This is a genomic window from Baekduia alba (assembly GCF_028416635.1).
In the GTDB taxonomy this organism is placed as follows: domain Bacteria; phylum Actinomycetota; class Thermoleophilia; order Solirubrobacterales; family Solirubrobacteraceae; genus Baekduia; species Baekduia alba.
The window spans coordinates 4,176,402-4,199,816 of the sequence record NZ_CP114013.1; the positions used below are offsets into that span (position 1 = coordinate 4,176,402).

Below are 23,415 nucleotides of genomic sequence, written 5' to 3' on the forward strand. Positions count from 1 at the left end.
CTACGGCCAGCGTCGCAGCGCCGCGGCCGCCGCCGCGTCGCCCGGCACGCCGTGCACCGCCCCGCCCGGGAACGCGGCCGCGCTGCCCAGGAACAGGCCCTTGATCGGCGTCCGGTAGGGCGAGACCTTCGGCACCGGGCGGAACACCACCTGGCGCAGCGTGTAGCTGCCGCCGCCGACGTCGCCGCCCACGAGGTTCGCGTTGCGCTCCTCCAGCGCCGCGGGCGACAGCACGTGGCGGGCCAGGATCAGGTCGCGGAACCCGGGCGCGTAGCGCTCGACCTGCGCCTCGACGCGCTCGACGTGGCGGTCGACCTCGCCGTCCCAGACCGCCGCGGACGCCGGCCCGTGCGTGTAGGCCCACGCGGTGTGCTTGCCGGCCGGCGCACGGGTGGGGTCGGCGATCGACTGCTGGCCCATGAGCAGGAACGGGTGCTCGGGCAGCCCGTACTCGGCGCGCTGCACCGTCGCCAGCAGCTCGTCCTCGGAGCCGGCGACGTGCACGGTCCCAGCGCCGCGCGCCCCCGGGTCGGTCCACGGGATCGGGCCGTCCAGCGCCCAGTCGAGCTTCAGCGTCGCCGGCCCGTAGACGTAGCGCTTCAACATGCTCGCGTACCAGCCGCTCAGCGCGTCGCCGGCCATCGCCGCCAGCGCCTTGGGCATCACGTCGGCGACGACGATCGGTGCTCGGAGCTCCTCGCCACCGGCGACCCCTGCACCTACGGCGCGGCCGCCGGACACCAGCACGCGCTCGACGCGCGCGCCCGTCCGGACCTCGCCGCCCAAGGACGTCAGGTAGCCGACCAGCGCGTCGGCCAGCCGGCCCGCCCCGCCACGCGGCGACGGCCATCCGACCGCATGGCCGAGCAGGTTGAGGTAGGCCGCCGCGATCGCGCCCCCCGGCTTGTTCGGCGGCGTGTCGCCGTGCATCGCCGAGCCGTAGAGCCACGCGCGCGCGCCGCCGCTCTCGAACGTCCGCCGGCCCAGCCCCACCGACGACTCCGCGAGCAGCCGCGTGAACTTCAGCGTCCCGATCGGCCCGGCCTGCACGAGCAGCTTCGCGGGCCCCTCGATCGGCGGGAAGCCCGACAGCATCGTCGCGCGCAGCGCGTCCCAGGCCTTCAGATACGGCGTGGCGAAGCCCGCCCATGCCGCCCCGTCGCCCGCGTGCACCGCGTCCAGCGACGCCACCGTCTCGTCCATCGACCGGTACAGGACCGGCGCCGGCCCGTCGGGCAGCGGCGTCGCGTAGCAGGACGCCGGATGCACCCACTCCAGGCCGTGCTCGGCCAGCGGCATCCGGCCGAACACCGGCGACGCGGCGCCCGCCGGGTAGACCGACGAGAACGTGTCGTGCCGGAAGCCCGGCAGCGTCAGCTCCTCGGTCCGGACCGCGCCGCCGTAGTGGTCGGCCGCCTCCAGCACCACGACCGACCGGCCGGCCTCGGCCAGGCGGATGGCGGCGGCCAGGCCGTTGGGCCCGGAGCCGATCACGACGGCGTCGGTGCTCACCGCGCGGCCACGGCGAGCGCGAGCTGGTGGAGCATGCTCAGCCGCTCGATCGCGCCCTGGCCCCAGAACGCGTGCTGGGCCTGCGAGCCCGCCAGCCGGTAGGCGCGGTCGATGTGCCACGGCATCGGGTCCCACGTCCCGGCGGCCTGCACGTAGGCCTCGCCGTCCAAGGTGTACAGGATGAGCCGGTTGTGGCCGTTGCCCATGAAGTGGCCCTGGTGCGTGGTGAGGTCGAAGCCGACCGCGGGGACGCCGCCCTCGGGCACCGCGCGCGGCTCGTCGTCGCCGTAGCGCGCCAGCCCGTCCTCGAGCTGCGCGAAGTACGCGGCCAGCGCGTCGGGGTCGTCGGGCGTGACGAGCTGGGTGATCGTCACGTACCCGCGCGTGAACACCGGACGGCCGGAGTCGGTGCCGGCCGCGACCTCGATCTCGAACGTCTGCCCGTCCAGGCCGCCGGCGCGCAGCGGCGTGAAGCGCCCGATCTCGCTCGCGTAGTCCGGCCAGGTCTCGGTCCGCAGCAGCGCCGCGACCACGGCCTCGACCGACGCCACCTTCACGGCCGGGTAGGTGTGCCAGACCTGCTCGGCGGGCGGCGCGCTCTCAGGCGTCAAGGGCCCCAACTTGGCCAGGACGCGGCGGCGCTCCGGGTTGTAGGCCTCGCGGTCGGCGACGGTCGCGAACGCGATGCCCCACCCACGCCGCGCGTCGTCGGCGTAGGCGGCCGGGAACCAGTCGCCGATCAGCTGCGCCGCGCTGTCCTCGAGCTGCTCGCGCGACAGCGTGCCGCGCGCGCTGCGGTCGGTGTGGAAGCGCTCGGCGCCGAAGGCCTTGTGGAACGCCGGCAGGTCGTTGACGTGCAGCCGCCGGTGCGTGTCCTTGTTGTACCAGTAGGTCGTCAGGACCGCGAACGCGAAGCGCAGGTCGTCGACCTCGCGCGCGTCCACCGCCCGGCGGTAATAGGCCGCGTTGAGGAAGTCGGTCACCCACGGCGCGGCATCGCGGCCGGCGATCGACGACCCCGTCATCCGGGCGAAGCGCAGCGGGCCCGTCCGTGGGACGTCCCGCTGCTGCGCCTCGACCTCGGCGGCGTCGTCGACGTGCTCGAGGAGATCGTCGTCGGGCGTCATGCCCCCAGCGTTCCACACATCGCACGGCTCAACCGTGCGATCGGCACACGGACGCTCAGCTCAGCGCCGGCTCCCGCTGCGCTTCGTAATCCGGGGCATCGTCCAGCTCGGCCTCCGGCGCGCCATGGGCCATCGCCGGCGCGGGCTGGATGACCGCGATCGCCACGACGACCGCGGCGAGCGCCAGCCCGAGGCCGACCACGAAGGCGAGCTGGTAGCCGCCGGTCAGCGCCTCGGCCGTCGACTTGCCCTGCTCGCGCAGCTTGTCGCTGTGCGTGGCCGACAGCGTCGCGAGCACCGCGAGGCCCAGTGCGCCGCCGACCTGGGCGGTCGTGTTGACCAGCCCGGAGGCCAGGCCCGCCTGCTCGGGCTCGACGCCCGACATCGCCAGCGTCATCAGCGCCGGGAACGCCGTGCCGGCGCCGACGCCGAAGATCGCCATCGCGGGGAAGATGTCGACCCAGTACGTGCCGTCGGGCGAGATCTGGGTCAGCCACGCCAGGCCGGCGCAGACGCCGACGAGACCCGGGATCAGGACGTTGCGCGCGCCGAAGCGCATGATCAGCTTGTCGGTGTAGCCGATCGACAGCGCGCCCATGGTCACCGTCGCGGGCAGGAACGCGAAGCCGATCTGCAGCGGGTCGTAGTGCAGGACGCGCTGGAGGTAGAGCGTCCCCATGAAGAACATCCCGAACATCCCGGCGACCGCCAGGACCTGCACGAGGTTGGACCCGGTGATGTTGCGCGAGCGGAAGATCCCGAGCGGCACGAGCGGCGTCTTGGCGGTCGCCTCGCGCGCCACGAAGGCGGCGACGAGGACGAGCGCGATCGCGCCGAGCGCGAGCGTCTCGGTCGCGCCCCAGCCCTTGTCGGCGGCCGGCTTGACCATCGTGTAGACGAGCAGCATCAGCGCGCTGGTGATCAGGACCGCGCCCGCGACGTCGGCGCCCGCGGACAGGCCGGCGCCGCGGTCGTGCGGCAGCAGACGGGTCGCGAGCACGGCGGTCACGACGCCGATCGGGACGTTGATGAAGAAGATCCAGTGCCAGTTGATGGTGTCGGTCAGGACGCCACCGGCCAGCAGGCCGATCGAGCCGCCGGCGCTGGCGACGAACGCGAAGACCCCGATCGCCTTGGCCTGCTCGGCCGGCTTGGGGAACATCGTGACGATCATGCCGAGGATGACCGCGGAGGTCATCGCGCCGCCGATGCCCTGGGCGAAGCGCGCGGCGACGAGCATCTCCTGCGACGTCGACGCGCCGCAGAGCACCGAGCAGGCGGTGAAGACGGCGAGGCCGGAAAGGAACATCCCGCGGCGGCTGAGCAGGTCGCCGAGCCGGCCGGCGAGCAGCAGCAGGCCGCCGAAGGCGATCAGGTAGGCGTTGATCACCCAGGCCAGGCCGGAGCTCGTGAAGCCGAGGTCGTTCTGGATCGACGGCAGCGCGACGTTCACGACGGTCGTGTCGAGCACGATCATCAACATGCCGACGCACAGCACCACGAGGGCGATCCAGCGCTCGCGGTCGGTCTCGGTCTCGGTCGTGTCGGTGGTCATGCGCAGGCTCCTGGGATGGGTTCTCGGGGAGAGAAGGGGTTCTGAGGCGAGGACGGGTCGCGACGCTCGGACTCATCGGCGGCCGCCGATAGCGTTTGCGTCATGACCACGGGTCGGAGCCGTCCGCGCGTTCTCGACATGAGACACGCAGAAGCCCGCGAATCGTTTCCTCCCGTAGGGCGAATCGTCGGGCTCCTGCGCTTTCCCGTCAAGTCGATGGCCGCGGAACGGCTCGCCGCGGCCGACGTCGACTGGCACGGGCTGGCCGGCGATCGGCGCTGGGCCTTCGTGCGGCCGGGGCTGGAGCGCAGCAGCTTCCCGTGGCTGACGATCCGCGAGAAGCCCGAGTTGGCGCACTACCGCCCGGCCTTCTCCGAGCCCGAGCGGCCGGAGGCGTCCGCGACGGTCGTGACCACGCCCGACGGCGCGCGGCACGACGTGGGCGACCCCGCGCTCGCCGCGCTCCTCGGCGACGGCGTACGCGTCATCAAGCAGAACCGCGGCGTGTTCGACATCGCGCCGCTGTCGCTGATCACGACGCAGACGATCGCGTCGCTCGGCGGGCTGCTCGGCCGCGCGCTGGAGGAGCTGCGGTTCCGCCCCAACCTGCTCGTGGAGGCGGCGAGCGACGAGCCGTTCCCCGAGGACGCGTGGGTCGGCGCGACGCTGCGCTGCGCGTCGGGCCTGGCGTTCCGGGTCGACCAGCGCGACAAGCGCTGCGTGATGATCAACGTCGACCCGGTGAGCACCGAGCGCGATCCGGCGGTCCTGCGCACGGTCGCCCGCGAACTCGAGGCGTGCCTCGGCGTGTACGGGACGACCGTGTCGCCCGGGCGCGTCGCGGTCGGCGACGCGCTGGTGCTCGCGTCGGACTAGGACTTCAGGAACTCGAGGAGGTCCTGGTTGAGGCGGTCCTTGTGCGTGTCGGTCACGCCGTGCGGGCCGCCCTCGTAGGTGATCAGCCGGGCGCCGTCGATCAGCGCGGCCGACGCCTTGCCGCCGACCTCGTAGGGCACGACCTGGTCGTCGTCGGAGTGGATGACGAGCGTCGGGACGTCGACCTGGGCGAGGTCGGGGCGGAAGTCGGTCGCGCTGAACGCCGCGATGCTCTCGTAGGCGTTGCGGTGGCCGGCCTGCAGCCCCTGGCGCCAGAACGCGTCGACCATGCCGTCGGAGACCTCGAGGCCGTGGTTCTTGCCGAAGAACGGGCCGCCGGCCAGGTCCTTGTACTGCTGAGAGCGGTCGGCGAGCGACGCGGCGCGGAGGCCGTCGAAGATCTCGATCGGCACGCCACCAGGGTTGTCGTCGGTCTTGAGCATGAACGGCGGCACGGCCGAGACCAGGACGAACTTCGCGACCCGCCCGGTGCCGTGGCGGCCGACGTACCGCGCGATCTCGCCGCCGCCGGTCGAGAAGCCGACCAGCGCGATGTCGTTCAGGTCGAGCCCGTCGATGACCGCGGCGAGGTCGTCGGCGTAGGTGTCCATCTCGTTGCCGTCCCAGGACTGGGTCGAGTGGCCGTGGCCGCGGCGGTCGTGGGCGATCGCGCGGAAGCCGTTCTCGGCCAGGAACAGCTGCTGGGCCTCCCAGCTGTCGGAGCTCAGCGGCCAGCCGTGGCTGAGGACGACCACGGGCCCGCTGCCCCAATCCTTGTAGTAGATCTCGGTGCCGTCGGCGGTCGTGATGTAGGGCATGCCCCGACGGTCCCACGGCGCGCCGCCCGCTCGCTTCCGTCGAGCGACTGAGGCCGCGCGGGGTTCAGTCGCCTGACGGAAGGCGCGCCGACGCGCCAGGCGTAGCGTCCGTGGCCGTGACCCGCACCCCGTCCCAGACCGCCGTCGGCCGGCTCCTGCAGGAGCTGCTGGTCGCCACGCTCGACCTCGGGCTGGTGGTCAAGCACGCGCACTGGAACGTCTACGGCGCCGGGTTCCGCGACCTGCACCTGCACCTGGACGACATCGCCGACGGGCTGCGCGAGCGCGCCGACGCGCTGGCCGAGCGGGCCGTCACGGTCGGCGTCTCCCCCGACGGCCGCGCGCAGGCGATCGTCGCGGCCACGCCGCTCGAGGCGCTGGCCGCCGGGCCGGTCATGGTCGAGCAAGCGACGGCAGCGGTCGCCGGCCGGCTGGCGCAGGTGGCGGCGCTGGCCTCGCTGTGCCTCGACGAGCTCGACACGCTGGATCCCGTGAGCCACGACCTCGTGATCGGGCTCGTCGGCCTGCTCGAGCAGCGCCGCTGGATGCTGCTGGCCGAGTTCTCCTCGAGCGCGCCGGCCCGGCCGGCCTAGCTCTCGGCGACGCGCGCGAGCAGCGCGAGCGCCTCGCGGACGGCCTCGCGCTCGCCCGCGTCGAGCTCGCGGTCCAGCGCCTGGGCGAGCCAGTCCTCGCGCGCGGCGCGCGTGGCCTTCAGCATCCGGCGGCCCTCGGCCGTCAGCTCGACGAACGCGCGGCGGCCGTCGTCGGGGTCCGGGCGGCGGGAGACGAGGCCGGAGCTCTCCATCTCGCGCACCGTCTGGGCCATCGACTGCGGGCGCATCTTCTGCACGGCCGCGAGGTCGCTGACGCCGGCCGGGCCCTGGCGGTCGAGCAGCGCGAGGACGGCCATCACGTGCGCCGGCGGGCCGGGCTCGGCGCGCACGCGGCGCACGAGCATCCCGAGCGTCTCGCGCAGGTCGTGCGCGAGGAGCATCGTCGACTTGGCCGGAGCGGACGGCATGGGCGCACATCATGCCGGAACCGTCCGTCCGAACCGAAATACAGGTTACCTGTATACTTCGGGAAGACGTGCGCCCCGCTCACCCCGACCGCTACAAGTGGGTCGCGCTGTCCAACGCGACGCTGGCCGTGCTGCTGGCCACGCTGGACGGCTCGATCACGATCATCGCGATGCCCGACATCTTCCGGGGCATCCACCTCGACCCGCTCATTCCCAGCAACTCGTTCTACCTGCTGTGGATGATCCTGGGGTACCTGGTCGTGACCAGCGTGTTGATCGTCAGCCTCGGCCGGCTCGGCGACATGGTCGGCCGGGTCAAGATCTACAACCTGGGCTTCGTCATCTACACGGTCGCCTCGCTGCTGCTGGCGATCGACTGGATGGACGGGCGCCGCGGCGCGACGTACCTGATCGTCATGCGCATCGTCCAGGGCGTCGGCGGCGCCTGCCTGCTGGCCAACGCCGCGGCGATCATCGCCGACGCGTTCCCCGCCAACCAGCGCGGGATGGCGTTGGGCATCAACAACGTCGTCGGCGTCTCGGGCACGTTCATCGGGCTGGTGCTCGGCGGCATCCTCGCCCCGATCGACTGGCGCCTGGTGTTCCTGATCTCGGTGCCGGTCGGCGTCGCCGGGACGATCTGGGCCTACGCCGCGCTGCGCGAGCTTTCGACGCCCAGGCGCGCCCGCGTCGACTGGGCCGGCAACCTCACGTTCGCGCTCGGCCTGATCCTGCTGATGGTCGCGGTGACCTACGGGATCCGCCCGGCCGGCGGGCACCCGATCGGCTGGGGCAGCCCGCGCGTGCTGACGCTGCTGGCCGGCTCGCTGGCCTCGCTCGTCGCGTTCGTCGTGATCGAGCGGCGGGTCAAGGACCCCATGTTCCGCCTGCCGCTGTTCCGGATCCGCGCGTTCACGTTCGGGACGCTGTCGACGTTCCTGTCGTCGGTCTCGCGCGGCGGGCTGATGTTCATGTTGATCATCTGGCTGCAGGGGATCTGGCTGCCCCAGCACGGCTACTCGTTCACCGAGACGCCGCTGTGGGCCGGGATCTCCATGCTGCCGCTGACGATCGGGCTGCTGGTCGCTGGGCCGACGTCGGGCTACCTGAGCGACCGCTTCGGCGCGCGCCCGTTCGCGACCAGCGGCATGGTGCTCACCGCGATCGGCTTCGGCCTGCTGATGCTGCTGCCGACCGACTTCGACTACCCCGTCTTCGGCGCGATCCTGTTCCTGATCGGCGCGTCGATGGGCCTGTTCGCCTCGCCCAACCGCGCGGCGGTCATGAACGCGCTGCCGCGCGCGGACCGCGGAGCCGGCGGCGCGATGAACCAGACGTTCCAGAACTCCGCGCAGGTGCTGTCGATCGGGATCTTCTTCACGTTGATGATCGTCGGCCTGGCCTCCACCCTGCCGACGACGCTCAGCGCCGGCCTGCAGGCCCACGGGGTCGACCCGGCGACCGCGCACCAGGTCGGCGCCCTGCCGCCCGTCTCGATCCTGTTCGCGGCGTTCCTGGGGTACAACCCGGTGCAGCACCTGCTCGGCGGACACACGCTGAGCACCCTGTCGGCGCACGACCAGTCCGTGCTGACCGGCTCTTCGTTCTTCCCCCATCTCATCTCGGGACCGTTCCAGGACGGGCTGCACGCGGCGTTCTCGTTCGCGATCGTCGCCTGCCTGGTCGCCGCGGGCGCGTCGCTGCTGCGCGGCGGCCGGATGGTCCACGACGACGAGCAAGAGCTACAACAACCCCAAGGAGCATCATGCAGGTCGAGTGGTACGGCCAGTCCGCGTTCCGCCTCAGTGACGGCGAGCGCACCGTCGTCATCGATCCGTTCGACGACGCCGAGCTCGCGCCGATGAAGGCGCGCCGCCGGTGGGACTACCCCGCGATCGACGTCGGCGCCGACGTCCTGCTCGTCACGCACGAGCACCTCGACCACAACGGGATCGGGGCGGTGAGCGGCGACCCGGCGCTCCTGCGCTCGACGGCGGGCACGCATCCGTCGCCGATCGGCGAGGTGATCGGCATCGCGTCCGAGCACGACGAGGCCGCCGGCACGCAGCGCGGGCCCAACACGCTGTTCGTGTTCGCCTTCGGCGGGCTGCGCGTCGCGCACCTCGGCGACCTCGGCCAGGCCCAGCTGCGCCCCGAGCAGGCCGCGGCGCTCGGCACCGTCGACCTGCTGTTCGTCCCGATCGGCGGCGGGCCGACGATCGGCGCCGACCAGGCGACCGACATCGCCGCGACGACCAGCGCGAAGCTCGTCGTCCCGATGCACTACCGGACCGAGCGCATCGACTTCCTGGAGCCGGTCGACGCGTTCGCCGACCAGGCGCGCAAGGCGCTGCGGCTGGACGGCGCGACGTTCGACACCGACGCGGTCGCCGACCCCGACGGGCCGGTGGTCGTGATCCCGGCGGCGCCGTAGGGCGCCGCTAGCGCGCCGCCCAGCTGGGCTCGGGCTCGCCGGGGTCCGCCGCGGCCCCGACTGCCGCGGCGGCGGCCTCGCGCCGCAGCGCCTTGCGCGTCCGCGCCTCCCAGCGGCCGGCGAGCAGGATCAGCAGGCCGAGCACCGCGATGCCCAGGCCGACCGCCGCGGCCTGGTAGCCGGGCCCGGCGCTGTAGTTGTCGGCGTCGTCGCTGTCGATCCAGAACGCGAAGTCCATGTCGACCAGCCAGTAGGTCACGCCGACGCCCACGAGCGCGAGCACGAGGAGCGTGAGCGCGAGGCCGCCGGCCGACCGCGAGACCTTGCGCGAGCGCGGGCCGACGCACAGCGCGACGGCGAGGACCGCGGTCAACGCGCAGACCCCGAGGAGCAGCACGTCGCCGATCCCGAGCCAGTCCCAGCCGGTCCGGGTGGCGACGACGTCGCGGCTCGAGTCCTGCTCGGCCCACGTCTCCGAGAGCGAGGCGACCACGAGCACGCAGCCGGCGAGCGTCACCGCCAGCCCCACGAACCGGAACACTCCCGCCAAGGACGGCACGCGCATGCCGCCAAGCTACCCGCTTCGGGGCCGACCGGTCAGGACTTCCGGCTAGGAGTGGACGATCATCGAAGGGCGGCGGCCACGCGCTCCAGCGCGTCGAACGACTCCTGCATCCCCGCCTCCATGCCCGAGTCGATCTGCATGTCGCGGTGCGCCTTGGCCTGGTGCTGCACGAGCGTGGTCAGCGTCGTGCGACCATCGGCCTCGACCAAGGTCATGGTGTTGACCGAGTGGGCGTCGGGGAAGCCCTCGAAGACCTCGGTCTGGACGATGCGCTCGTGCTCGACGATCTCGTAGAACTCGCCGTGGAAGCCGACCTCCACGTCGCTGCCGGCCGCAGTCATCACGTAGCGCCACTGGCCGCCGACGCGCAGGTCGATCTCGACGAGGTCGACCTGGCCGCGCTCGGCGCCCCACCAGCGCTTGACGAGGTCCGGCTCGGTCACCGCGCGCCACAGCAGGTGCGCGGGCGCGTCGAACTCGCGCGTGATGAGGATCTGCTCGTCGGTCGGGAGCGTCACCGTCGCCGTATGGGTGCTGATCATCGTCCACCATCTCCTTGCTCGTCGCGCTTGAGGTCTTCGAGGACGTCGTCCAGGCGGGCGTACCGCTCGTCCCACAGCCGCGCGTAGTCCGCCACCCAGTCGTGAACGGGTCGCAGCGCGGTGCCGTTGAGCCGGTACAGCCGCTGGCGACCCTGGTCGCGCACGTCGACGACCCCCGCCTCGCGGAGGACGCGCAGGTGCTTGGACACCTGCGGCTGGGTCAGCCCCAGCGCGCTCACCAGGTCGTTAACCGGGCGCTCGCCGCCGACCAGCACGTCCAGGATCTCGCGCCGCCGAGGCTCGGCGATCGCGTTGAACGCGTCGGTCGTCGTTGCCGCCCGTGCCATGGAGGACATCATATTCCGATATAGGAATACGTGTCAAGCGCGGTCGGAGTAGGTTCGTAGCCTGTTCGAGATCTCCCCCGAGGCCTACGACCGGTACATGGGGCGCTACGGCGCCGAGCTGGGTCGCGCGCTGATCGCGGCGGGCGGAGTTGCGCCGGGCGAGCGCGCGGTGGACGTCGGCTGCGGGCCCGGCGCGTTGACGGGCGAGTTGGTGGCCTTGCTGGGCGCGCCCGCCGTCTGGGCCGTCGACCCCTCGGCGCCGTTCGCGGCCGCGTGCGCGGAACGGCTGCCGGGCGTCCACGTGCGCGTCGCGCACGGCGAGGCCCTGCCGTTCGACGACAACATGTTCGACCGAGCGCTCGCGCAGCTGTCCATCAACTTCATGGAGCACCCGGAGGCGGGCGCGCGCGAGCTGGCGCGCGTGACGCGGCCGGGCGGGACCGTGACCGCCGCGGTCTGGGACTACGGCGGCGAGATGCGGCTGCTGCGCGCGTTCTGGACGGCGGCCGCCGCGCTGAACCCCGGCGCGGTGGACCGCGACGAGGCGCGCGCGATGCGGTTCGGGACGCCACCCGAGCTGGCCGCGCTCCTGCATGACGGCGGCGGGCTCGCGGAGGTCGAGGTCGCGCCCGCGGTCGTGTCCGCCGACTACGACGGCATCGACGACCTCTTCGCGCCGCTGGAGTCCGGCGTCGGGCCGGCCGGGACGTACACGCTGTCGCTCGCGCCCGCGGACCGCGCGGCGCTCAAGGCCGAGCTGGCGCGACGACTGGACGTGGGGAGCGACCCCTTCACCTTGACCGCACGCGCGTGGGTGGCGGTGGGGACGGTGGCCTGAGCGCCCGCCGTCACGTCCGCTCGATCCGCCGCACCCCGCCCTCCGGCGTCCAGACCTCCACGATCAGCAGCTTGGCGGCCTCGTCGACCCGGACCGTCGAGGCCTCGGTGACGTCCAGGCGGAACAGGTGCGACCGGCCGTCGGGCGCGGCCTCGCCGTTGAGCTCCTGGAGCAGGTTGGGGTCCTCGATGTCCTCGGCGACGCCGGCGACCTTGGCGTCGCCCTGCCAGGCGGGCGGGTCGACGCTGCCGGAGTGCAGCGCGAAACGCGGGTCGCGCAGCAGGTCGCGGGCCTTGAGCGCCTGCCACATCGACCCGAGGAACAGGTCGTCGCCGTGGAAGCGGCACTCGGTGCCGGAGATGCGGGGCGCGCCGTCGCGGCGCAGCGTCGCGAGCGTGAGGTGGGTCGCGGCGCCCAGTTGCTCGCGCACGCGCGCGGCGAGCTCGGGGGCGGCGGCCTCGAAGGCGGAGAAGGAGGGCATCGGCCGCGACGATCGCAACCGGGGCGCGCGGCGTCGACCAGGACGTCGAACGCGATCAAGCCGCGCGCGCGAAGATGGGCGGACCCACGTGCCGCCTTCGCCCGACCGCCTGCGCTCCCTGCTCGACCTCGTCGTCGGCTCGCTCGACGAGCCCGGCGCGGACGGGCGCGCGCTGGCGCGGCGCGCGCACTTCTCGCGCGACCACCTCGACCGGCTGCTGGCGCGCGCGACGGGCGAGTCCCCGGTCGCGCTGCGGCGCCGGCTGCTGCTCGAGCGCGCCGCGTGGCAGCTCCAGCGCGCGGGCGCGACGCCCACGGAGGCCGCGGCCGCCGCGGGCTACGGCTCGCTGGCCGCGTTCTCGCGGGCGTTCGCGCGCGCCCACGGCGTGGCGCCGAGCGCGTTCGACGGCGACCGCGCGATCGCCCTTGATGCGCCCAACGGCGTGCACTTCCACCCGCCGGGGGCGGTGCTCGTGCCGGGCGCGCGTGCCGCGACCGCGCGCGGCGACGGACTCACCGAGCGCCTGGTCGCCCACCACCTCGACCGCTCGCGCGAGCTGTTGACGCTGGCGGCGACCCTGCCGAGCGACGCGCTCGCGCGCCCGCTGCGGCCCGGCTTCGTCGCCGTCTGGCTCGAGGGCGAGGAGCCCTCCGCCGCGCTGATGGCCGAGCGGCTGGTCGCGACGCTGGAGGTCTGGTGCGCCGCGATCGCCGGCGAGCCGCACGACGGGCCCAGCCCGGGCACGCAGGTGCAGCGGCTCGACCGCGCCGGGACCAGGTTGTCGCGGTTGATCGGCGCGATCGGCGAGCGCGACGCGTGGGACGCCGGCTTCGTCGACGCGCTCTGCGAGCCGCCCGAGTCCTTCACCTACGGCGGCGTCGTCGCGCACATCCTCGAGCACGGCGCGATCCGGCGCGAAGCGCTGGCCGGCGTCCTGGCGCAGCTCGGCGCCGCGCCCTCGCCCGGCGACGCCATCACCTGGGACGCTGCGCGTAGGGTTGGCCCATGAGAGCCGTCGTCTGCCAGCACGCCGACCTGGAGGTCGTCGACCTCCCCGACCCCACGCCCGGCGCGGGCCAGGTCCGGCTGACGGTCGAGCGCTGCGGGATCTGCGGGTCCGACCTCCACGCCCGGCACGGGATCGACGCGTGGGCGGACATGGCCGCCAAGACCGGCTACGAGCGCTTCGGCCGCTCCGACCAGCCGCTGGTCTTCGGCCACGAGTTCTCGGGCCGCGTCGCCGAGTACGGCCCCAAGGCCAAGGGGTCGATCCCGACCGGGACGCCGGTCGTCGCGCTCCCGCTCGTGCGCGGCACCGAGGGCATCGATGCCGTCGGGCTGTCGCTGCACGCGCCCGGCGGCTACGCCGAGCAGGTCATCGCCCAGGAGTCGATGATGCTCGCGGTGCCCAACGGGCTGCCGACCGACGTCGCCGCGCTCACCGAGCCGATGGCCGTCGCGTGGCACGCGGTCCGGCGCGGCGAGGTCGGCAAGCGCGACGTCGCGATCGTCATCGGCTGCGGGCCGGTCGGCCTCGGCGTGATCCTGGCCCTGAAGGCCAAGGGCGTGAAGACCGTCGTGGCGAGCGACTTCTCCCCCGGCCGCCGCGCGCTGGCGACGCGCTGCGGCGCCGACGTCGTGATCGACCCCGCGGAGGGGTCGCCGTTCGCGGGCGGCGAGCAGCGCGGGCACGTGGTCGAGGCCGAGGCCGCGTTCGAGCTGGCCGTCTCCACGCGCGAGAAGCTCGAGCGCCTGCCCGTCGGCTGGTGGCACGTCTGGCGCCTGGGCGAGAAGCTCGGCGCCAAGCCCAAGCACCCCGTGATCTTCGAGTGCGTCGGCGTCCCGGGCGTGATCGAGTCCATCATCGACGAGGCCCCGCTGTTCTCGCGGGTCGTGGTCGTCGGCGTCTGCGTCGGCGAGGACCGCTTCACGCCGGCCATGGCCATCAACAAGGAGATCGACCTCCGCTTCGTCCTCGGCTACACGCCGCTGGAGTTCCGCGACACCTTGATGATGCTCGCCGAGGGTGAGCTCGACCCGCGCCCGCTGATGACCGGGACCGTCGGCCTGGCCGGCGTCGACGCGGCGTTCACCGCGCTCGGCGACCCCGACGCTCAGGCGAAGGTCTTGATCGATCCGCGTTCTGATGCGGTCACGCCCTGATCGCCACGCGCCGCCCGCCGCCGCGCGAGCAGCCGCCCCGCGAGCGCGACCGCGGTGAAGGCGATCGCCGCGTAGGCCCAGCCGACGACGATGTCGGCCACGAAGTGCTCGCCGCCGTAGACGAGCGAGAAGCCCATCGCCAGCGTGTAAAGGCCGAAGCCGATCCGGTAGCGCCAGCCGTCGCGCCAGAAGAACAGGAGCAGCGTGGCCGGGTAGGCGGCGTGCAGCGACGGCATCGCCGCGACGAGGTTGACCAGGCCGTCCCCGGTCTCGAAGAGATCGGCCGCGGTGCGCACGCCGAAGTGGCCCCAGACCGTCGGGACGATCTTGTCGACCGCCCCGATCTCCCCCAGGTCGCCGGCCAGCCACGGCGGCTGCGCCGGGTACAGCCAGTAGGTCAGGAACGCCATCAGCGTGACCGTGACGATCACCGAGACGTAGCGGGCGAAGCGGTCGTGGGCGACCTTCCACAGGATCGCCGCGACGATCCAGATCGTGAAGAAGTGGCTCAGGTACGTCAGCCAGATCCCGACGTCGTACCAGTGGATGTGCCCCGGGTCGTAGAGGTGGTGCTGGAGCCACACGGTCGGGACCTGGCCGCCGCCGAGCCACTTGTCGAAGTCGAGCTGCGGCGTGATGTGCGCGTGGGCGTCGGACACGCTGACCGCCCCGCGCAGGTAGTCGTAGACGATGAGCAGCGCCAGCAGCGGCGTCCACTCCAGCAGCATCCGGCCCCAGCTCCGCCACGCGCGCAGGCTGACCGCGGCGAGCCCGAGCACGATCCAGAAGAACAGCTGCGCGTGCTCGAGCGGCAGGCCGTTGACGAGCGTCGTCGCGACGAGGGCGACGAGGTACCCGGCGATCACCAACCCCGAGACGACGCGCCACGAAACCATCCGCGAGACGATAACCGCGCGGCGCCCCGCTAGCGCCCGCAGGCCGCCGCGCCGCCGAACGACGGCGGCGCCGCCGTCTCCGCCGTCCCCCACGTCTGCGCCGCGCTGGCCGACAGGTCGACGTCGATCCGCGTGCGGCCTCGGCGCAGCGCGCCGTAGGCCAGCCACGTCCGGGTCAGCGGCTTGCCGTTCAGGCGGACGGCGTGCACGTAGGGGCGCGACGGCGCGGCGCGCGGCGCCCGGATCTCGACCGTCCTGCCGCCCGCGAGCTTCAGCGTGACCTTCGGGAACAGCGGGCTGCCGAGCGTGAGGACGCCCGTCCCGGGCACCGACGGCGACAGCCCGAGCGCGCCGAAGACCCACCACGCCGACATCTGGCCGCCGTCGTCGTTGCCCGGAAAGCCGCCGGGCGTCGCGCGGTAGAGCGACAGCATGGCCTTGCGGACGATGCCCGCGCCCGCCGCCGGCCGGCCGAGCCAGTTGTAGAGGGCGGGCGTCAGCAGCGTGGGCTCGTTGCCCAGGAACGCCTTGTCGCTCTCGGCGCCGCTGTTGAGGGTGGTGAAGAAGGTGTCCAGGCGCGCGCGGGCCGCGTCGCGCCCGCCGAGCGCGGCGACCAGGCCGGCGACGTCCTGCGGGACGAACCACGTGTACTGCGCGGCCGTGCCCTCGACGAAGCCGGCGCCGCCGGCGCCGGGCTGCGCGACGAACGCGCCGGTCGCCGCGGCGCGCGGCTGCATCAGGCCGGTCGCCGGGTCGAAGACGTTGCGCCAGTTGCCGGCGCGGGCGGCGAACGCGCCGCAGGTGGCGGCGTCGCCGGCGCCCGCCGCGACGCGGGCGATCCCGAAGTCGGCGAGCGCGTACTCGAGCGTCGTGGACGCCGTGCCCCACACCTTGGCGGGCGCCACGGTCTGGCCGGGCGAGTCGGTGTTCTGCTCGAAGCCGACGTAGCCGAGGCGCTGGTAGTCGTCCAGGCCGGCGCGCTCCACGTAGCCGCCGTTGGCGATCACCTTGGGTTGGGTGGCGCCGGCGACCATCGCCCTGACCGCCGCCTTGGCGTCGAAGTCGCGCGCGCCGAACGCGTAGGCGCCGGCGATCAGCAGGTCGGCGGGATCGCCGACCATGACGTTGGTCTGGCCCGAGAGCACCGGCCACTTCGGCAGGCTGCCGCCGTCGTGCTGGTCGGCGACCATGCTGCGCACGAGGTCGGACGCCGCCCGCGGCGCGACGAGCGCCATCAGCGGCATCTGCGAGCGGTAGGTGTCCCACCCGGAGATGTTGGAGTACTTGTCGAAGCCGGCGGCGCGATGGACGCGGCCGTCCTGGCCCAGGTAGCGGCCGTCGGCGTCGGAGACGACGTTCGGCATGACCTGCGCGTGGTAGAGCGACGTGGAGAAGATCTCGCGGTCGCGGGCGGCGCCGCCGTCGACCTGGATCGCGCCGAGCTGCCGGGCCCAGGCGCGCCGCGCGGCGGCGCGCGCCGCGCCGAACGACCGGCGAGCGAGTGCGTCGGCCGCCAGGTTGTGGCGCGCGCCGGCCACGCTGACCGTCGAGATCGCGACGCGCGCGACGACCGCGCGCTGGGCGTCGCCGGCGGTGTCGAACGTCGCATAGGCGCCGGCCTGCGCGCCCTTGGTCGGGTTGCCGGGCACGGCCTTCGGGCCGCCGCCGAGGCGCTTGTACTGCAACAACAGCGGGCCGGTCCGGTCGGCGACCTCGTCCGACGTGCTGCGGCCGCCGGGCCGCAGCGTCGTCCGCCGCCACGTCCCGGACGTCGCGAACGGTCGGTCGAAGCGGATGACGAAGTGCAAGGTGTAGCGGTCGGCGGCGTAGCAGAAGCCGCCACTGCCGACGGTCCCGCTGATCTCGCGCCGTGCCGGGTCGACGCGCAGGTTCGCGACGGTGTTGCCCATCGCGCTGCCGCCGGCGTTGACGAGGATCGAGCCGTGCGGCCCACGCGGGAACGTGACGCGCAGCGCGCCGGCGCGCTGGGTCGCGGTCAGCTCGGCCTCGATGGCGCGCCTGCCCGGGTTCAGCCGCACGCGGTAGTCGCCCGGCCGGGCGACCTCGCCGCGGTGCGTGAAGGCCGCGACGTACCGCGGGTTCACGTCGTAGGAGCCCTTGACCGAGGGCGCCGCGTCCACCGCGTGCGTCGTCGGCAGCAGCGGCACGTCGGAGAGCGCCGCGCAGCCGGCGCCGGACAGGTGCGTGAGGCTGAAGCCCTTGATCTCGTCGTCGCGGTAGGAGTAGCCGCCGGCCGGGTTGACGATCCCCGGCGCGGTGTCCGGGCTCAGCTGCACCATCCCGAACGGCGCGACCGCGCCCGGGTAGGTGGCGCCCGCACCGCCGCCCGTCCCGAAGTCCGCCGCGCCCTCGTCGGTCCCGATCCGGGTGTCCACGCTGGCCGACGGCGAGCCCGCCCACGCGGGTGCGGCCCCCACGAGCATCGTCGCCGCGACCCCTACGACCCACCCTCTCCCGAGCACGGCCGGGACCCTACGCCACGCGAGATGAGCAAGGGCCGCCACACTCTCCCGCGCCGGCCGTTCTCCTCACAGCTGTCAACTACACCGAGGTTCCGATGCACTTCAACAAGTCAACTCGCAGCACCGTGGTCGCCGCTCTGGCGATGGGGTCGCTGGCCGCGGTCCCGGCCGTCTCGTCCGCCTCGGCGCCGCCGAACAACGGCGTGCGCCACATCGTCGACTCCAGCACGCTGACCGAGAACGGGAGCGTCAAGCGCAAGATGGACGTCGAGACGTGGCTCGATGCGGACAGCGAGTTCTACGTCACGACGGTCGGCGACTTCGTCGCCGAGAACGCGATCAACGCCAACGGCTACTACGGCTACACCGCGCTGAACAACGTGCTGCTCCACAACGCCGAGAGCTCGGGCGTGCAGGACGAGGCCGACCCGGCGACCTACCACGCCGACGCGCTCCCGTCCTCCGGCAGCGACACGATCCGCGGCATCGCGGTCGAGAAGCGCGTTGCGCCGCCCGGCAACGACCCGACGCAGCTCCATGGCGAGTACTACGTCAACCCCGCGACCGGTCGCCTCGTCCGCTACGACTGGGTGACGACGACGGGCACGGTGGTCGATCGGACCGACATCCTGACCGACGAGGTCCTGCCCGACACGCCGGCCAACCACGCCCAGGCCGACCTCCACTCCTACCCGGGTGCGAAGACGGAGGAGTTCGTCAACCCGGCGCCGTCGGCGGCCGGCGCGCGCAAGCGTCGCGCGGCGGCCCACGCCAAGGCCAAGCGCAAGGCCGCCCAGCGCAAGGCCGCCAAGCACCGCAAGGCCACGAGCAAGCACCGCACCACGAGCGGGCGGTGACGCGCGGATCCATGCTGGGGGCTCCGGCCGCTCGCCTGCGGGCGAGCGGCCGGTCTGCGCGTGCCGCCGCCGCGTGCGCGGCGTTCGCGGTCGTGAGCGCGCTGGCCGCGGCACCGGCCGGCGCCCACGCGGCGCCGCGCGTGGAGCGGCTGTGCTCCCCCCACGTCCAGCTCCGCGACCACCCGCGCGGCGTCGTCATCGGTCACCTGTATGCGCCCCAGCGGGTCACCGTGACGTGGACCGACGCGACGACGCACTGGTGGCGGATCCGGACGCGCGCGGACGTGATCGGCTGGATCCCGCCCCAGACCGGGTGCTGACGATGATCGGCCGGACCACGACCGACGATCGCCTCGTCACCGCCTACCGCGGCGGCGACGACGCCGCGTTCGACGAGCTGGCGCGCCGCTACCGCGCGCAGGTGCAGCGGTACGCGGCCTCGATCCTCGGCGACCGCCGCGCACTGGCCGAGGACGTCGCGCAGGAGACGCTGCTCCGGGCCGCGCTGGCGCTGCGCCGCGACGACCGCCCGATCCACGTCCGCGCCTGGCTGCTGACCGTCGCCCGCAACTGCTGCCTGGACGAGCTCGCGCGCACGCGCGCGTCACCGGTCGACGTGACCGTCCTCGCCGACCGGCTGCCCTCCGCGCAGGGGACGCCGGAGCAGCGGCTCGACATCAAGCAGGACCTGGCGGCCGTCGTGTCCGACATCGCGCTGCTGCCGTCGCTGCAGCGCCACGCGCTCGTCCGGCGCGAGGTCGACGGGATCTCCCACGCCGAGCTCGCGCGCGAGCTGGGCACGACCACCCAGGCCACGCGCAGCCTCGTGATGCGCGCGCGGGTGGCGCTGGTGCGCGACCGCGAGGCGCGCGACGCCGCGTGCGACGAGATCCGCGACGACCTCCTGCGCGCCACCGACGAGCGCCGCCGCGCGTCGATGCGCACCTACCGCCATCTCGGCGGCTGCGCCGACTGCCGCCGGTTCAAGAGCCGGATCCGCACGACGCGCCGTGCGCTGGCCGCGCTCGTCCCGGCCCCGCTGCTCGTCGCGCTCGTCGGGGCGAAGGTCGCGGCGGTGAGCACCGCCGGCGGCAAGGCGACGCTGGCCAAGACGGCCGCGGTCGGCTGCGCCGGCGCGTGCCTCACCGCGGGTGCGGTGGAGCTCGCGCCGCACACGTTCGGCGCGGGCACGCCGTCGCCGCAGCGCGTCGACAGCGTCCTGCTCGCCGGCGGCCGCATCGCCCGCCGCCAGCCGCTGCCGCGTGGCGTCGCGCTCGTGCAGCGCGCGGTCCCGGCGGCGAGCGGCGCCTCGTCGCTGGCCGTGACGCTCGCCTGCCCGGACGGCCTGCGCGTCGGCGACCTCCTCGCGCCGATCGGCGGGCGCGCGACGATGTACTACCGCCCGGCGCCGCGGATCGGCGTCGACCGCAGCGCACGGGTCGTCGTCGACCGGCCGGCGACGCTCCGCACGGGCCTGACCGCCCGCATCCTCTGCGTGCGCACGCCAGGCCCGGGCGGCGCGCAGCGGCGCCCGTGACCGCGGCTCAGTGCTCGACGGTGAGGACGATCTTGCCACCCTGCTCGTTGGTCTCCATGTAGCGGTGCGCAGCGGCGACCTCGCCGAGGTCGAAGGTCCGGTCGATCACCGGCGCGAGCGGGCCGGCGCGGACGCCCCGGTTGATGAACGCCTCGGCCCGCCGGAAGCGCTCCGGGTCGGCGAGCAGGTGGTAGACCGCGTAGCCGTACACGTTGATCGGCCACGACATGGGCAACGGCGTCGGCTGGCCGTCGAGCCAGCCGTAGACGATCGCCATGCCGTCAGGGCTCAACGCCAGCACGAGCTCCGAGAGCTGCGGGCCGCCGACCGCGTCGAAGATCAGCCGCGCCCCGCGTCCGGCGGTGAGCGCATGCACCTGCTCGACCACGCCACCGTCGTCGCTGGCGATGACGTGCGCGGCGCCGGCCGCGCGCAGCGCGTCGGCCTTCGTCCCGGTCCGGGTGACCGCGATCGCCGTCGCGCCGAGGTGGTCGGCCAGCTGGATCGCCGCCAGGCCGACGGTGCTGGACGCCGCGGTGACGACCACCGTGTCGCCGGGCTGCAGCTTCCCGACCTCGACCAGGCCTCCGTAGGCCGTCAAGGCCGGCATCCACAACGCCGCGCCGGTCACCGCGTCCATGTCCGCCGGCCGCCGGATGAGGCGGTCGGCCGGCACGACGACCCGATCGCCGTAGACGCCGTAGAGCGACATGCCCGCGTCGGTCGGCTTGGCCAGCATGCTGACGGCGTCGCCGACGGCGAAGCCGGCCACCGCGTCGCCGACCGCCTCGACGACCCCGGCGGCCTCGGTCCCGAGCCGCGACTTGGGCAGGACGGCGTCGTAGTAGTACCCGCCGCTGCGCACCAGGACGTCGCCGCGGTTGACGCCGATCGCGTCGACGCGAACCCGGACCTCACCCGCTCCGGGCTCGGGGATCTCGACCTCCTCGAGGTAGAGCACCTCCGGAGCGCCGAGCTCGTCGAACAGCACCGCCGTGGCCTTCATCACGTCTCTTCCTGTCGCGGGCTCGTTCATGCGCCGTTGCATTTCCGTGCACCGTTCATTTTTAGTTCGCCGCACTATAAGACCGCGCTGTACGATGTCAAGCATGGAAGCGGAGATCGTGGGTCGCCGAGCGCGGCTGCGGGCCCAGACCACCGCGGAGATCAAGGCGATCGCCCTCCAGCTCATGGCCCAGGGCGGACCCGACGCGATCTCGCTGCGCGCGATCGCTCGCGAGATGGGGATGAGCGGAAGCGCCATCTACAGCTACTTCGCGACGCGCGACGACTTGGTCACGACGCTGATCGCCGACCTCTACACCTCGCTGGTGGATCAGGTGGAGGCCGCGCGCGACGCTGTTGGGGCCGAGGACGTCGCGGGCCGGATCATCGCCTGGGGCACGGCGATGCGCGCGTGGTCGCTGGCCAACCCCGAAGGCTTCCGGCTCATCTACGGCGATCCGGTCAGGGGCTACCAGCCGCCGGCCAGCGGGCCCGCGCCGGACGCCGCGAAGCGCGCGTGCGTGGGCCTGGTCGAGATCGTCGCCTCCGCCTGGCCGTTCGCGAAGGACCTCCAACCGAACGACGACCACCAGTGGTCGGACTTCTCACCCGGCCTGGCGACGACGGTCCGCGAGCGCTTCCCCGCCCTGCCCCCGGCAGCGGTCGCTCTCGCGCTGCGTGTCTGGGGCCGCACGCAGGGACTCCTCTCCCTGGAGATCTACGGCCACCTCGGGCTGCATACCAGCAAGCCCGGCGCGGTCTACCACGATGAGATGCTGGACCTGGTCCGGTCGCTGGGCGTCGCGGCGCCGTGACGCGCGGGGCCGGCCGTCAGCGCGCCGCGCCGGCGATCGCCCCGAGCAGCCCGGGGACGACGGCCTCGACGTCGTCGGCGCGCAGCTCGTTGAGCTTCGCCGTGCCGTCGTAGAACTGCCGGATGACGCCGGCCTCGCGCAGCACGTGGAAGTGGTGCGTGAGGGTCGACAGCGCGACGGGCGCGTCGAACGCGCCGCAGCGCATCGGCGCCTCGCTGGCGGCCAGGCGCAGGACGATCTCGCGGCGTAGCGGGTCGGCGAGCGCGTCGAGGACGCCCTGCAGGCTGATGTCCGCCCGCGCGGGATGGGCGAGCGGCGGCCGCGGGGCTCGGCCGCGCGGTCGCGCCGCGCTCGGTGCGGTGTCGGAGGACGCCATGGCGCGACCAGCATAACGTGGCCCTTTCGGCACGTGTCGTATTACGACAACCATCGTAGTTTGACAAACATCAAAGTTGTCAGCTAGGGTCGCCGGCCTCAGATCCGACGACTTCCCTGGAGGACCCCTTGAAGGCCTGGACGCTCACCGACTTCGGCATCGACAACCTCACCCGCTCCGACGTGCCGACGCCCGAGCCCGGTCCCCGCGAGCTGCTCGTCGAGGTCGGCGCCGTGTCGCTGAACTTCCGCGACAAGGCGATCGCCGAGGGGCTGTACGAGCCGGGCCGGATGCCCAAGGGCCTCATCCCCGTCTCCGACGCCGCCGGGCGCATCGTGCAGATCGGCACCGACGTCACGCGCTGGGCGGTCGGCGACCGCGTCGTCTCCCACCTCTACAGCGGGTGGCGCGACGGCGCCGCCGGCCGCGACGAGGGCGCACGCGCGCTCGGCGGCCCGCTCGACGGCGGGCTCGCCGAGTACATGGTGCTCGAAGCGGACAGCGTCGTCGCCGCGCCGGCGGCGATGACCGACGTGCAGGCCGCGACGCTGCCGATCGCCGCGCTCACCGCCTGGTTCGCGCTCGTCGAGTACGGCAACCTGCAGGCCGCCGACACGGTCCTCACGCAGGGCACGGGCGGGCTCTCGCTGTTCGCGATCCAGCTCGCCTCCGCGCTCGGCGCGCGGGTCATCGCCACCTCGAGCAGCGACGACAAGCTCGCCCACGCCGTGGCGCTCGGCGCCGCCGAGACCATCAACTACCGCACGACTCCGGCGTGGGACCAGGAGGCCCGCGCGCTGACCGACGGACGCGGCGTCGACCATGTCCTCGACGTCGTCGGCGGCGACAGCCTCGACCGCTCCATCGCCGCCAGCCGCGTCGGCGGCCGCGTCACCGTCGCCGGCTTCATCGACGGGCAGCGGTCGAGCATCGACCTCATGTCGGTGATCTTCGGCCGCACGCGGCTGCAGGGGATCGCCGTCGGCCACCTGCGCGCGTTCGAGCGGCTCATCGCCTTCCTCGACCGGCACGCGATCGAGCCGGTCATCGACGCGGTCTACGGCTTCGAGGACGCCCGCGAGGCCTTCGCCCACCTCGACCGCGGGCCGTTCGGGAAGGTCGCGATCGCCGTCCAGGGATAGCGCGTGACGCCGGAGGCCGAGCGCT

The 23,415-nt window shown here is 73.5% G+C and carries 25 protein-coding genes; 12 read left to right on the forward strand and 13 right to left on the reverse strand.

Annotated features, from left to right (window positions below):
• Genes DSM104299_RS20875 through DSM104299_RS20885 form a run of 3 tightly spaced genes read right to left on the reverse strand, consistent with a single transcriptional unit; the run spans position 1 to position 4,194 of the window.
• On the reverse strand, positions 1-1,512 hold the full coding sequence (locus tag DSM104299_RS20875; RefSeq protein ID WP_272473587.1) for a phytoene desaturase family protein: 1,512 nt from the start codon (positions 1,510-1,512) through the stop codon (positions 1-3).
• The gene (locus tag DSM104299_RS20880; protein WP_272473588.1) at positions 1,509-2,639 is read right to left on the reverse strand and encodes a hypothetical protein; all 1,131 of its coding nucleotides are present in this window, start codon (positions 2,637-2,639) and stop codon (positions 1,509-1,511) included. The genes DSM104299_RS20875 and DSM104299_RS20880 overlap by 4 nt, the downstream gene beginning before the upstream one ends.
• Positions 2,640-2,694: 55 nt before the next feature.
• Positions 2,695-4,194, reverse strand: a complete 1,500-nt coding sequence (locus tag DSM104299_RS20885; RefSeq protein WP_272473589.1) for a DHA2 family efflux MFS transporter permease subunit — start codon at positions 4,192-4,194, stop codon at positions 2,695-2,697.
• Positions 4,195-4,332: 138 nt separating this feature from the next.
• On the opposite strand from DSM104299_RS20885, the gene DSM104299_RS20890 reads away from it, so the two are divergent.
• A complete protein-coding gene (locus DSM104299_RS20890) occupies positions 4,333-5,070 on the forward strand; it encodes an MOSC domain-containing protein (protein WP_272473590.1) in 738 nt (245 codons plus the stop codon).
• Here the strand turns inward: DSM104299_RS20890 and DSM104299_RS20895 are convergent.
• Positions 5,067-5,888 (reverse strand): alpha/beta fold hydrolase, encoded by an 822-nt coding sequence (locus DSM104299_RS20895; protein WP_272473591.1) that lies wholly within the window; start codon positions 5,886-5,888, stop codon positions 5,067-5,069. The two genes, DSM104299_RS20890 and DSM104299_RS20895, sit on opposite strands and share 4 nt — an antisense overlap.
• A 116-nt stretch (positions 5,889-6,004) precedes the next feature.
• On the opposite strand from DSM104299_RS20895, the gene DSM104299_RS20900 reads away from it, so the two are divergent.
• Positions 6,005-6,481 (forward strand): Dps family protein, encoded by a 477-nt coding sequence (locus tag DSM104299_RS20900; RefSeq protein WP_272473592.1) that lies wholly within the window; start codon positions 6,005-6,007, stop codon positions 6,479-6,481.
• Here the strand turns inward: DSM104299_RS20900 and DSM104299_RS20905 are convergent.
• A complete protein-coding gene (locus DSM104299_RS20905; RefSeq protein ID WP_272473593.1) occupies positions 6,478-6,909 on the reverse strand; it encodes a MarR family winged helix-turn-helix transcriptional regulator in 432 nt (143 codons plus the stop codon). The genes DSM104299_RS20900 and DSM104299_RS20905 overlap by 4 nt on opposite strands.
• Positions 6,910-6,977: 68 nt before the next feature.
• Here DSM104299_RS20905 and DSM104299_RS20910 point away from each other — a divergent pair, with 68 nt between their 5' ends.
• Together DSM104299_RS20910 and DSM104299_RS20915 are read left to right on the forward strand one after the other, a co-directional pair.
• Positions 6,978-8,774 carry an MFS transporter gene (locus DSM104299_RS20910; protein ID WP_272473594.1) on the forward strand — a complete coding sequence of 599 codons (1,797 nt, stop codon included), beginning with the start codon at positions 6,978-6,980 and terminating at the stop codon, positions 8,772-8,774.
• A complete protein-coding gene (locus DSM104299_RS20915; RefSeq protein WP_272473595.1) occupies positions 8,675-9,343 on the forward strand; it encodes an MBL fold metallo-hydrolase in 669 nt (222 codons plus the stop codon). Before DSM104299_RS20910 ends, DSM104299_RS20915 begins: the two co-directional genes overlap by 100 nt.
• A 7-nt stretch (positions 9,344-9,350) precedes the next feature.
• Here DSM104299_RS20915 and DSM104299_RS20920 read toward each other — a convergent pair whose 3' ends face one another.
• The 3 genes from DSM104299_RS20920 to DSM104299_RS20930 are packed head-to-tail and all read right to left on the reverse strand — an operon-like array spanning position 9,351 to position 10,797.
• Positions 9,351-9,908 carry a hypothetical protein gene (locus tag DSM104299_RS20920; RefSeq protein WP_272473596.1) on the reverse strand — a complete coding sequence of 186 codons (558 nt, stop codon included), beginning with the start codon at positions 9,906-9,908 and terminating at the stop codon, positions 9,351-9,353.
• Positions 9,909-9,967: 59 nt separating this feature from the next.
• The gene (locus tag DSM104299_RS20925) at positions 9,968-10,450 is read right to left on the reverse strand and encodes an SRPBCC family protein (protein WP_272473597.1); all 483 of its coding nucleotides are present in this window, start codon (positions 10,448-10,450) and stop codon (positions 9,968-9,970) included.
• Positions 10,447-10,797, reverse strand: coding sequence for an ArsR/SmtB family transcription factor (locus DSM104299_RS20930; protein ID WP_272473598.1), 351 nt, complete (start codon positions 10,795-10,797; stop codon positions 10,447-10,449). Before DSM104299_RS20930 ends, DSM104299_RS20925 begins: the two co-directional genes overlap by 4 nt.
• Before the next feature lie 97 nt (positions 10,798-10,894).
• Here DSM104299_RS20930 and DSM104299_RS20935 point away from each other — a divergent pair, with 97 nt between their 5' ends.
• On the forward strand, positions 10,895-11,635 hold the full coding sequence (locus tag DSM104299_RS20935) for a class I SAM-dependent methyltransferase (protein ID WP_272473599.1): 741 nt from the start codon (positions 10,895-10,897) through the stop codon (positions 11,633-11,635).
• Positions 11,636-11,645: 10 nt separating this feature from the next.
• Here DSM104299_RS20935 and DSM104299_RS20940 read toward each other — a convergent pair whose 3' ends face one another.
• Positions 11,646-12,116: a pyridoxamine 5'-phosphate oxidase family protein gene (locus tag DSM104299_RS20940; RefSeq protein ID WP_272473600.1), complete on the reverse strand. Its 471-nt coding sequence runs from the start codon at positions 12,114-12,116 to the stop codon at positions 11,646-11,648.
• Between the two features lie 88 nt (positions 12,117-12,204).
• Here DSM104299_RS20940 and DSM104299_RS20945 point away from each other — a divergent pair, with 88 nt between their 5' ends.
• Both DSM104299_RS20945 and DSM104299_RS20950 read left to right on the forward strand, forming a co-directional pair.
• Positions 12,205-13,125: a helix-turn-helix domain-containing protein gene (locus tag DSM104299_RS20945; protein WP_272473601.1), complete on the forward strand. Its 921-nt coding sequence runs from the start codon at positions 12,205-12,207 to the stop codon at positions 13,123-13,125.
• Positions 13,122-14,279: a zinc-binding dehydrogenase gene (locus DSM104299_RS20950; protein WP_272473602.1), complete on the forward strand. Its 1,158-nt coding sequence runs from the start codon at positions 13,122-13,124 to the stop codon at positions 14,277-14,279. The genes DSM104299_RS20945 and DSM104299_RS20950 overlap by 4 nt, the downstream gene beginning before the upstream one ends.
• Here DSM104299_RS20950 and DSM104299_RS20955 read toward each other — a convergent pair.
• The gene (locus DSM104299_RS20955) at positions 14,231-15,175 is read right to left on the reverse strand and encodes a phosphatase PAP2 family protein (protein WP_272473603.1); all 945 of its coding nucleotides are present in this window, start codon (positions 15,173-15,175) and stop codon (positions 14,231-14,233) included. The two genes, DSM104299_RS20950 and DSM104299_RS20955, sit on opposite strands and share 49 nt — an antisense overlap.
• Before the next feature lie 29 nt (positions 15,176-15,204).
• Positions 15,205-17,658: a GH92 family glycosyl hydrolase gene (locus tag DSM104299_RS20960; RefSeq protein WP_272473604.1), complete on the reverse strand. Its 2,454-nt coding sequence runs from the start codon at positions 17,656-17,658 to the stop codon at positions 15,205-15,207.
• Positions 17,659-17,753: 95 nt separating this feature from the next.
• Here DSM104299_RS20960 and DSM104299_RS20965 point away from each other — a divergent pair, with 95 nt between their 5' ends.
• From DSM104299_RS20965 to DSM104299_RS20975, 3 genes are read left to right on the forward strand one after another with little or no spacing between them, the layout of a single operon-like run.
• On the forward strand, positions 17,754-18,515 hold the full coding sequence (locus DSM104299_RS20965) for a hypothetical protein (protein ID WP_272473605.1): 762 nt from the start codon (positions 17,754-17,756) through the stop codon (positions 18,513-18,515).
• Between the two features lie 11 nt (positions 18,516-18,526).
• Positions 18,527-18,835, forward strand: coding sequence for an SH3 domain-containing protein (locus tag DSM104299_RS20970; protein WP_272473606.1), 309 nt, complete (start codon positions 18,527-18,529; stop codon positions 18,833-18,835).
• Between the two features lie 2 nt (positions 18,836-18,837).
• Positions 18,838-20,052, forward strand: coding sequence for a sigma-70 family RNA polymerase sigma factor (locus tag DSM104299_RS20975; RefSeq protein WP_272473607.1), 1,215 nt, complete (start codon positions 18,838-18,840; stop codon positions 20,050-20,052).
• A 7-nt stretch (positions 20,053-20,059) separates the two neighbouring features.
• Here the strand turns inward: DSM104299_RS20975 and DSM104299_RS20980 are convergent, their stop codons facing one another.
• A complete protein-coding gene (locus DSM104299_RS20980; RefSeq protein ID WP_272473608.1) occupies positions 20,060-21,058 on the reverse strand; it encodes a zinc-dependent alcohol dehydrogenase family protein in 999 nt (332 codons plus the stop codon).
• Positions 21,059-21,161: 103 nt separating this feature from the next.
• Between DSM104299_RS20980 and DSM104299_RS20985 the strand changes: the two genes are divergently transcribed.
• Complete coding sequence (locus DSM104299_RS20985) at positions 21,162-21,872, forward strand: TetR/AcrR family transcriptional regulator (protein WP_272473609.1); 711 nt, start codon at positions 21,162-21,164, stop codon at positions 21,870-21,872.
• Between the two features lie 16 nt (positions 21,873-21,888).
• Here the strand turns inward: DSM104299_RS20985 and DSM104299_RS20990 are convergent, their stop codons facing one another.
• Entirely contained in the window at positions 21,889-22,248 is a 360-nt protein-coding gene (locus DSM104299_RS20990; protein WP_272473610.1) for an ArsR/SmtB family transcription factor, read from the reverse strand.
• A 128-nt stretch (positions 22,249-22,376) separates the two neighbouring features.
• Here DSM104299_RS20990 and DSM104299_RS20995 point away from each other — a divergent pair, with 128 nt between their 5' ends.
• Positions 22,377-23,390, forward strand: coding sequence for a zinc-dependent alcohol dehydrogenase family protein (locus tag DSM104299_RS20995; protein WP_272473611.1), 1,014 nt, complete (start codon positions 22,377-22,379; stop codon positions 23,388-23,390).
• Positions 23,391-23,415: the final 25 nt, after the last annotated feature.

Coding starts and splice junctions, on each gene's coding strand:
- DSM104299_RS20880 (WP_272473588.1), bottom strand. CDS start 2,639: ATGACGCCCGACGACGATCTCCTCGAGCACGTCGACGACGCCGCCGAG.
- DSM104299_RS20885 (WP_272473589.1), bottom strand. CDS start 4,194: ATGACCACCGACACGACCGAGACCGAGACCGACCGCGAGCGCTGGATC.
- DSM104299_RS20890 (WP_272473590.1), top strand. CDS start 4,333: ATGAGACACGCAGAAGCCCGCGAATCGTTTCCTCCCGTAGGGCGAATC.
- DSM104299_RS20895 (WP_272473591.1), bottom strand. CDS start 5,888: ATGCCCTACATCACGACCGCCGACGGCACCGAGATCTACTACAAGGAT.
- DSM104299_RS20905 (WP_272473593.1), bottom strand. CDS start 6,909: ATGCCGTCCGCTCCGGCCAAGTCGACGATGCTCCTCGCGCACGACCTG.
- DSM104299_RS20915 (WP_272473595.1), top strand. CDS start 8,675: ATGCAGGTCGAGTGGTACGGCCAGTCCGCGTTCCGCCTCAGTGACGGC.
- DSM104299_RS20920 (WP_272473596.1), bottom strand. CDS start 9,908: ATGCGCGTGCCGTCCTTGGCGGGAGTGTTCCGGTTCGTGGGGCTGGCG.
- DSM104299_RS20925 (WP_272473597.1), bottom strand. CDS start 10,450: ATGATCAGCACCCATACGGCGACGGTGACGCTCCCGACCGACGAGCAG.
- DSM104299_RS20930 (WP_272473598.1), bottom strand. CDS start 10,797: ATGGCACGGGCGGCAACGACGACCGACGCGTTCAACGCGATCGCCGAG.
- DSM104299_RS20935 (WP_272473599.1), top strand. CDS start 10,895: ATGGGGCGCTACGGCGCCGAGCTGGGTCGCGCGCTGATCGCGGCGGGC.
- DSM104299_RS20940 (WP_272473600.1), bottom strand. CDS start 12,116: ATGCCCTCCTTCTCCGCCTTCGAGGCCGCCGCCCCCGAGCTCGCCGCG.
- DSM104299_RS20950 (WP_272473602.1), top strand. CDS start 13,122: ATGAGAGCCGTCGTCTGCCAGCACGCCGACCTGGAGGTCGTCGACCTC.
- DSM104299_RS20955 (WP_272473603.1), bottom strand. CDS start 15,175: ATGGTTTCGTGGCGCGTCGTCTCGGGGTTGGTGATCGCCGGGTACCTC.
- DSM104299_RS20965 (WP_272473605.1), top strand. CDS start 17,754: ATGCACTTCAACAAGTCAACTCGCAGCACCGTGGTCGCCGCTCTGGCG.
- DSM104299_RS20970 (WP_272473606.1), top strand. CDS start 18,527: ATGCTGGGGGCTCCGGCCGCTCGCCTGCGGGCGAGCGGCCGGTCTGCG.
- DSM104299_RS20975 (WP_272473607.1), top strand. CDS start 18,838: ATGATCGGCCGGACCACGACCGACGATCGCCTCGTCACCGCCTACCGC.
- DSM104299_RS20980 (WP_272473608.1), bottom strand. CDS start 21,058: ATGAAGGCCACGGCGGTGCTGTTCGACGAGCTCGGCGCTCCGGAGGTG.
- DSM104299_RS20985 (WP_272473609.1), top strand. CDS start 21,162: ATGGAAGCGGAGATCGTGGGTCGCCGAGCGCGGCTGCGGGCCCAGACC.
- DSM104299_RS20990 (WP_272473610.1), bottom strand. CDS start 22,248: ATGGCGTCCTCCGACACCGCACCGAGCGCGGCGCGACCGCGCGGCCGA.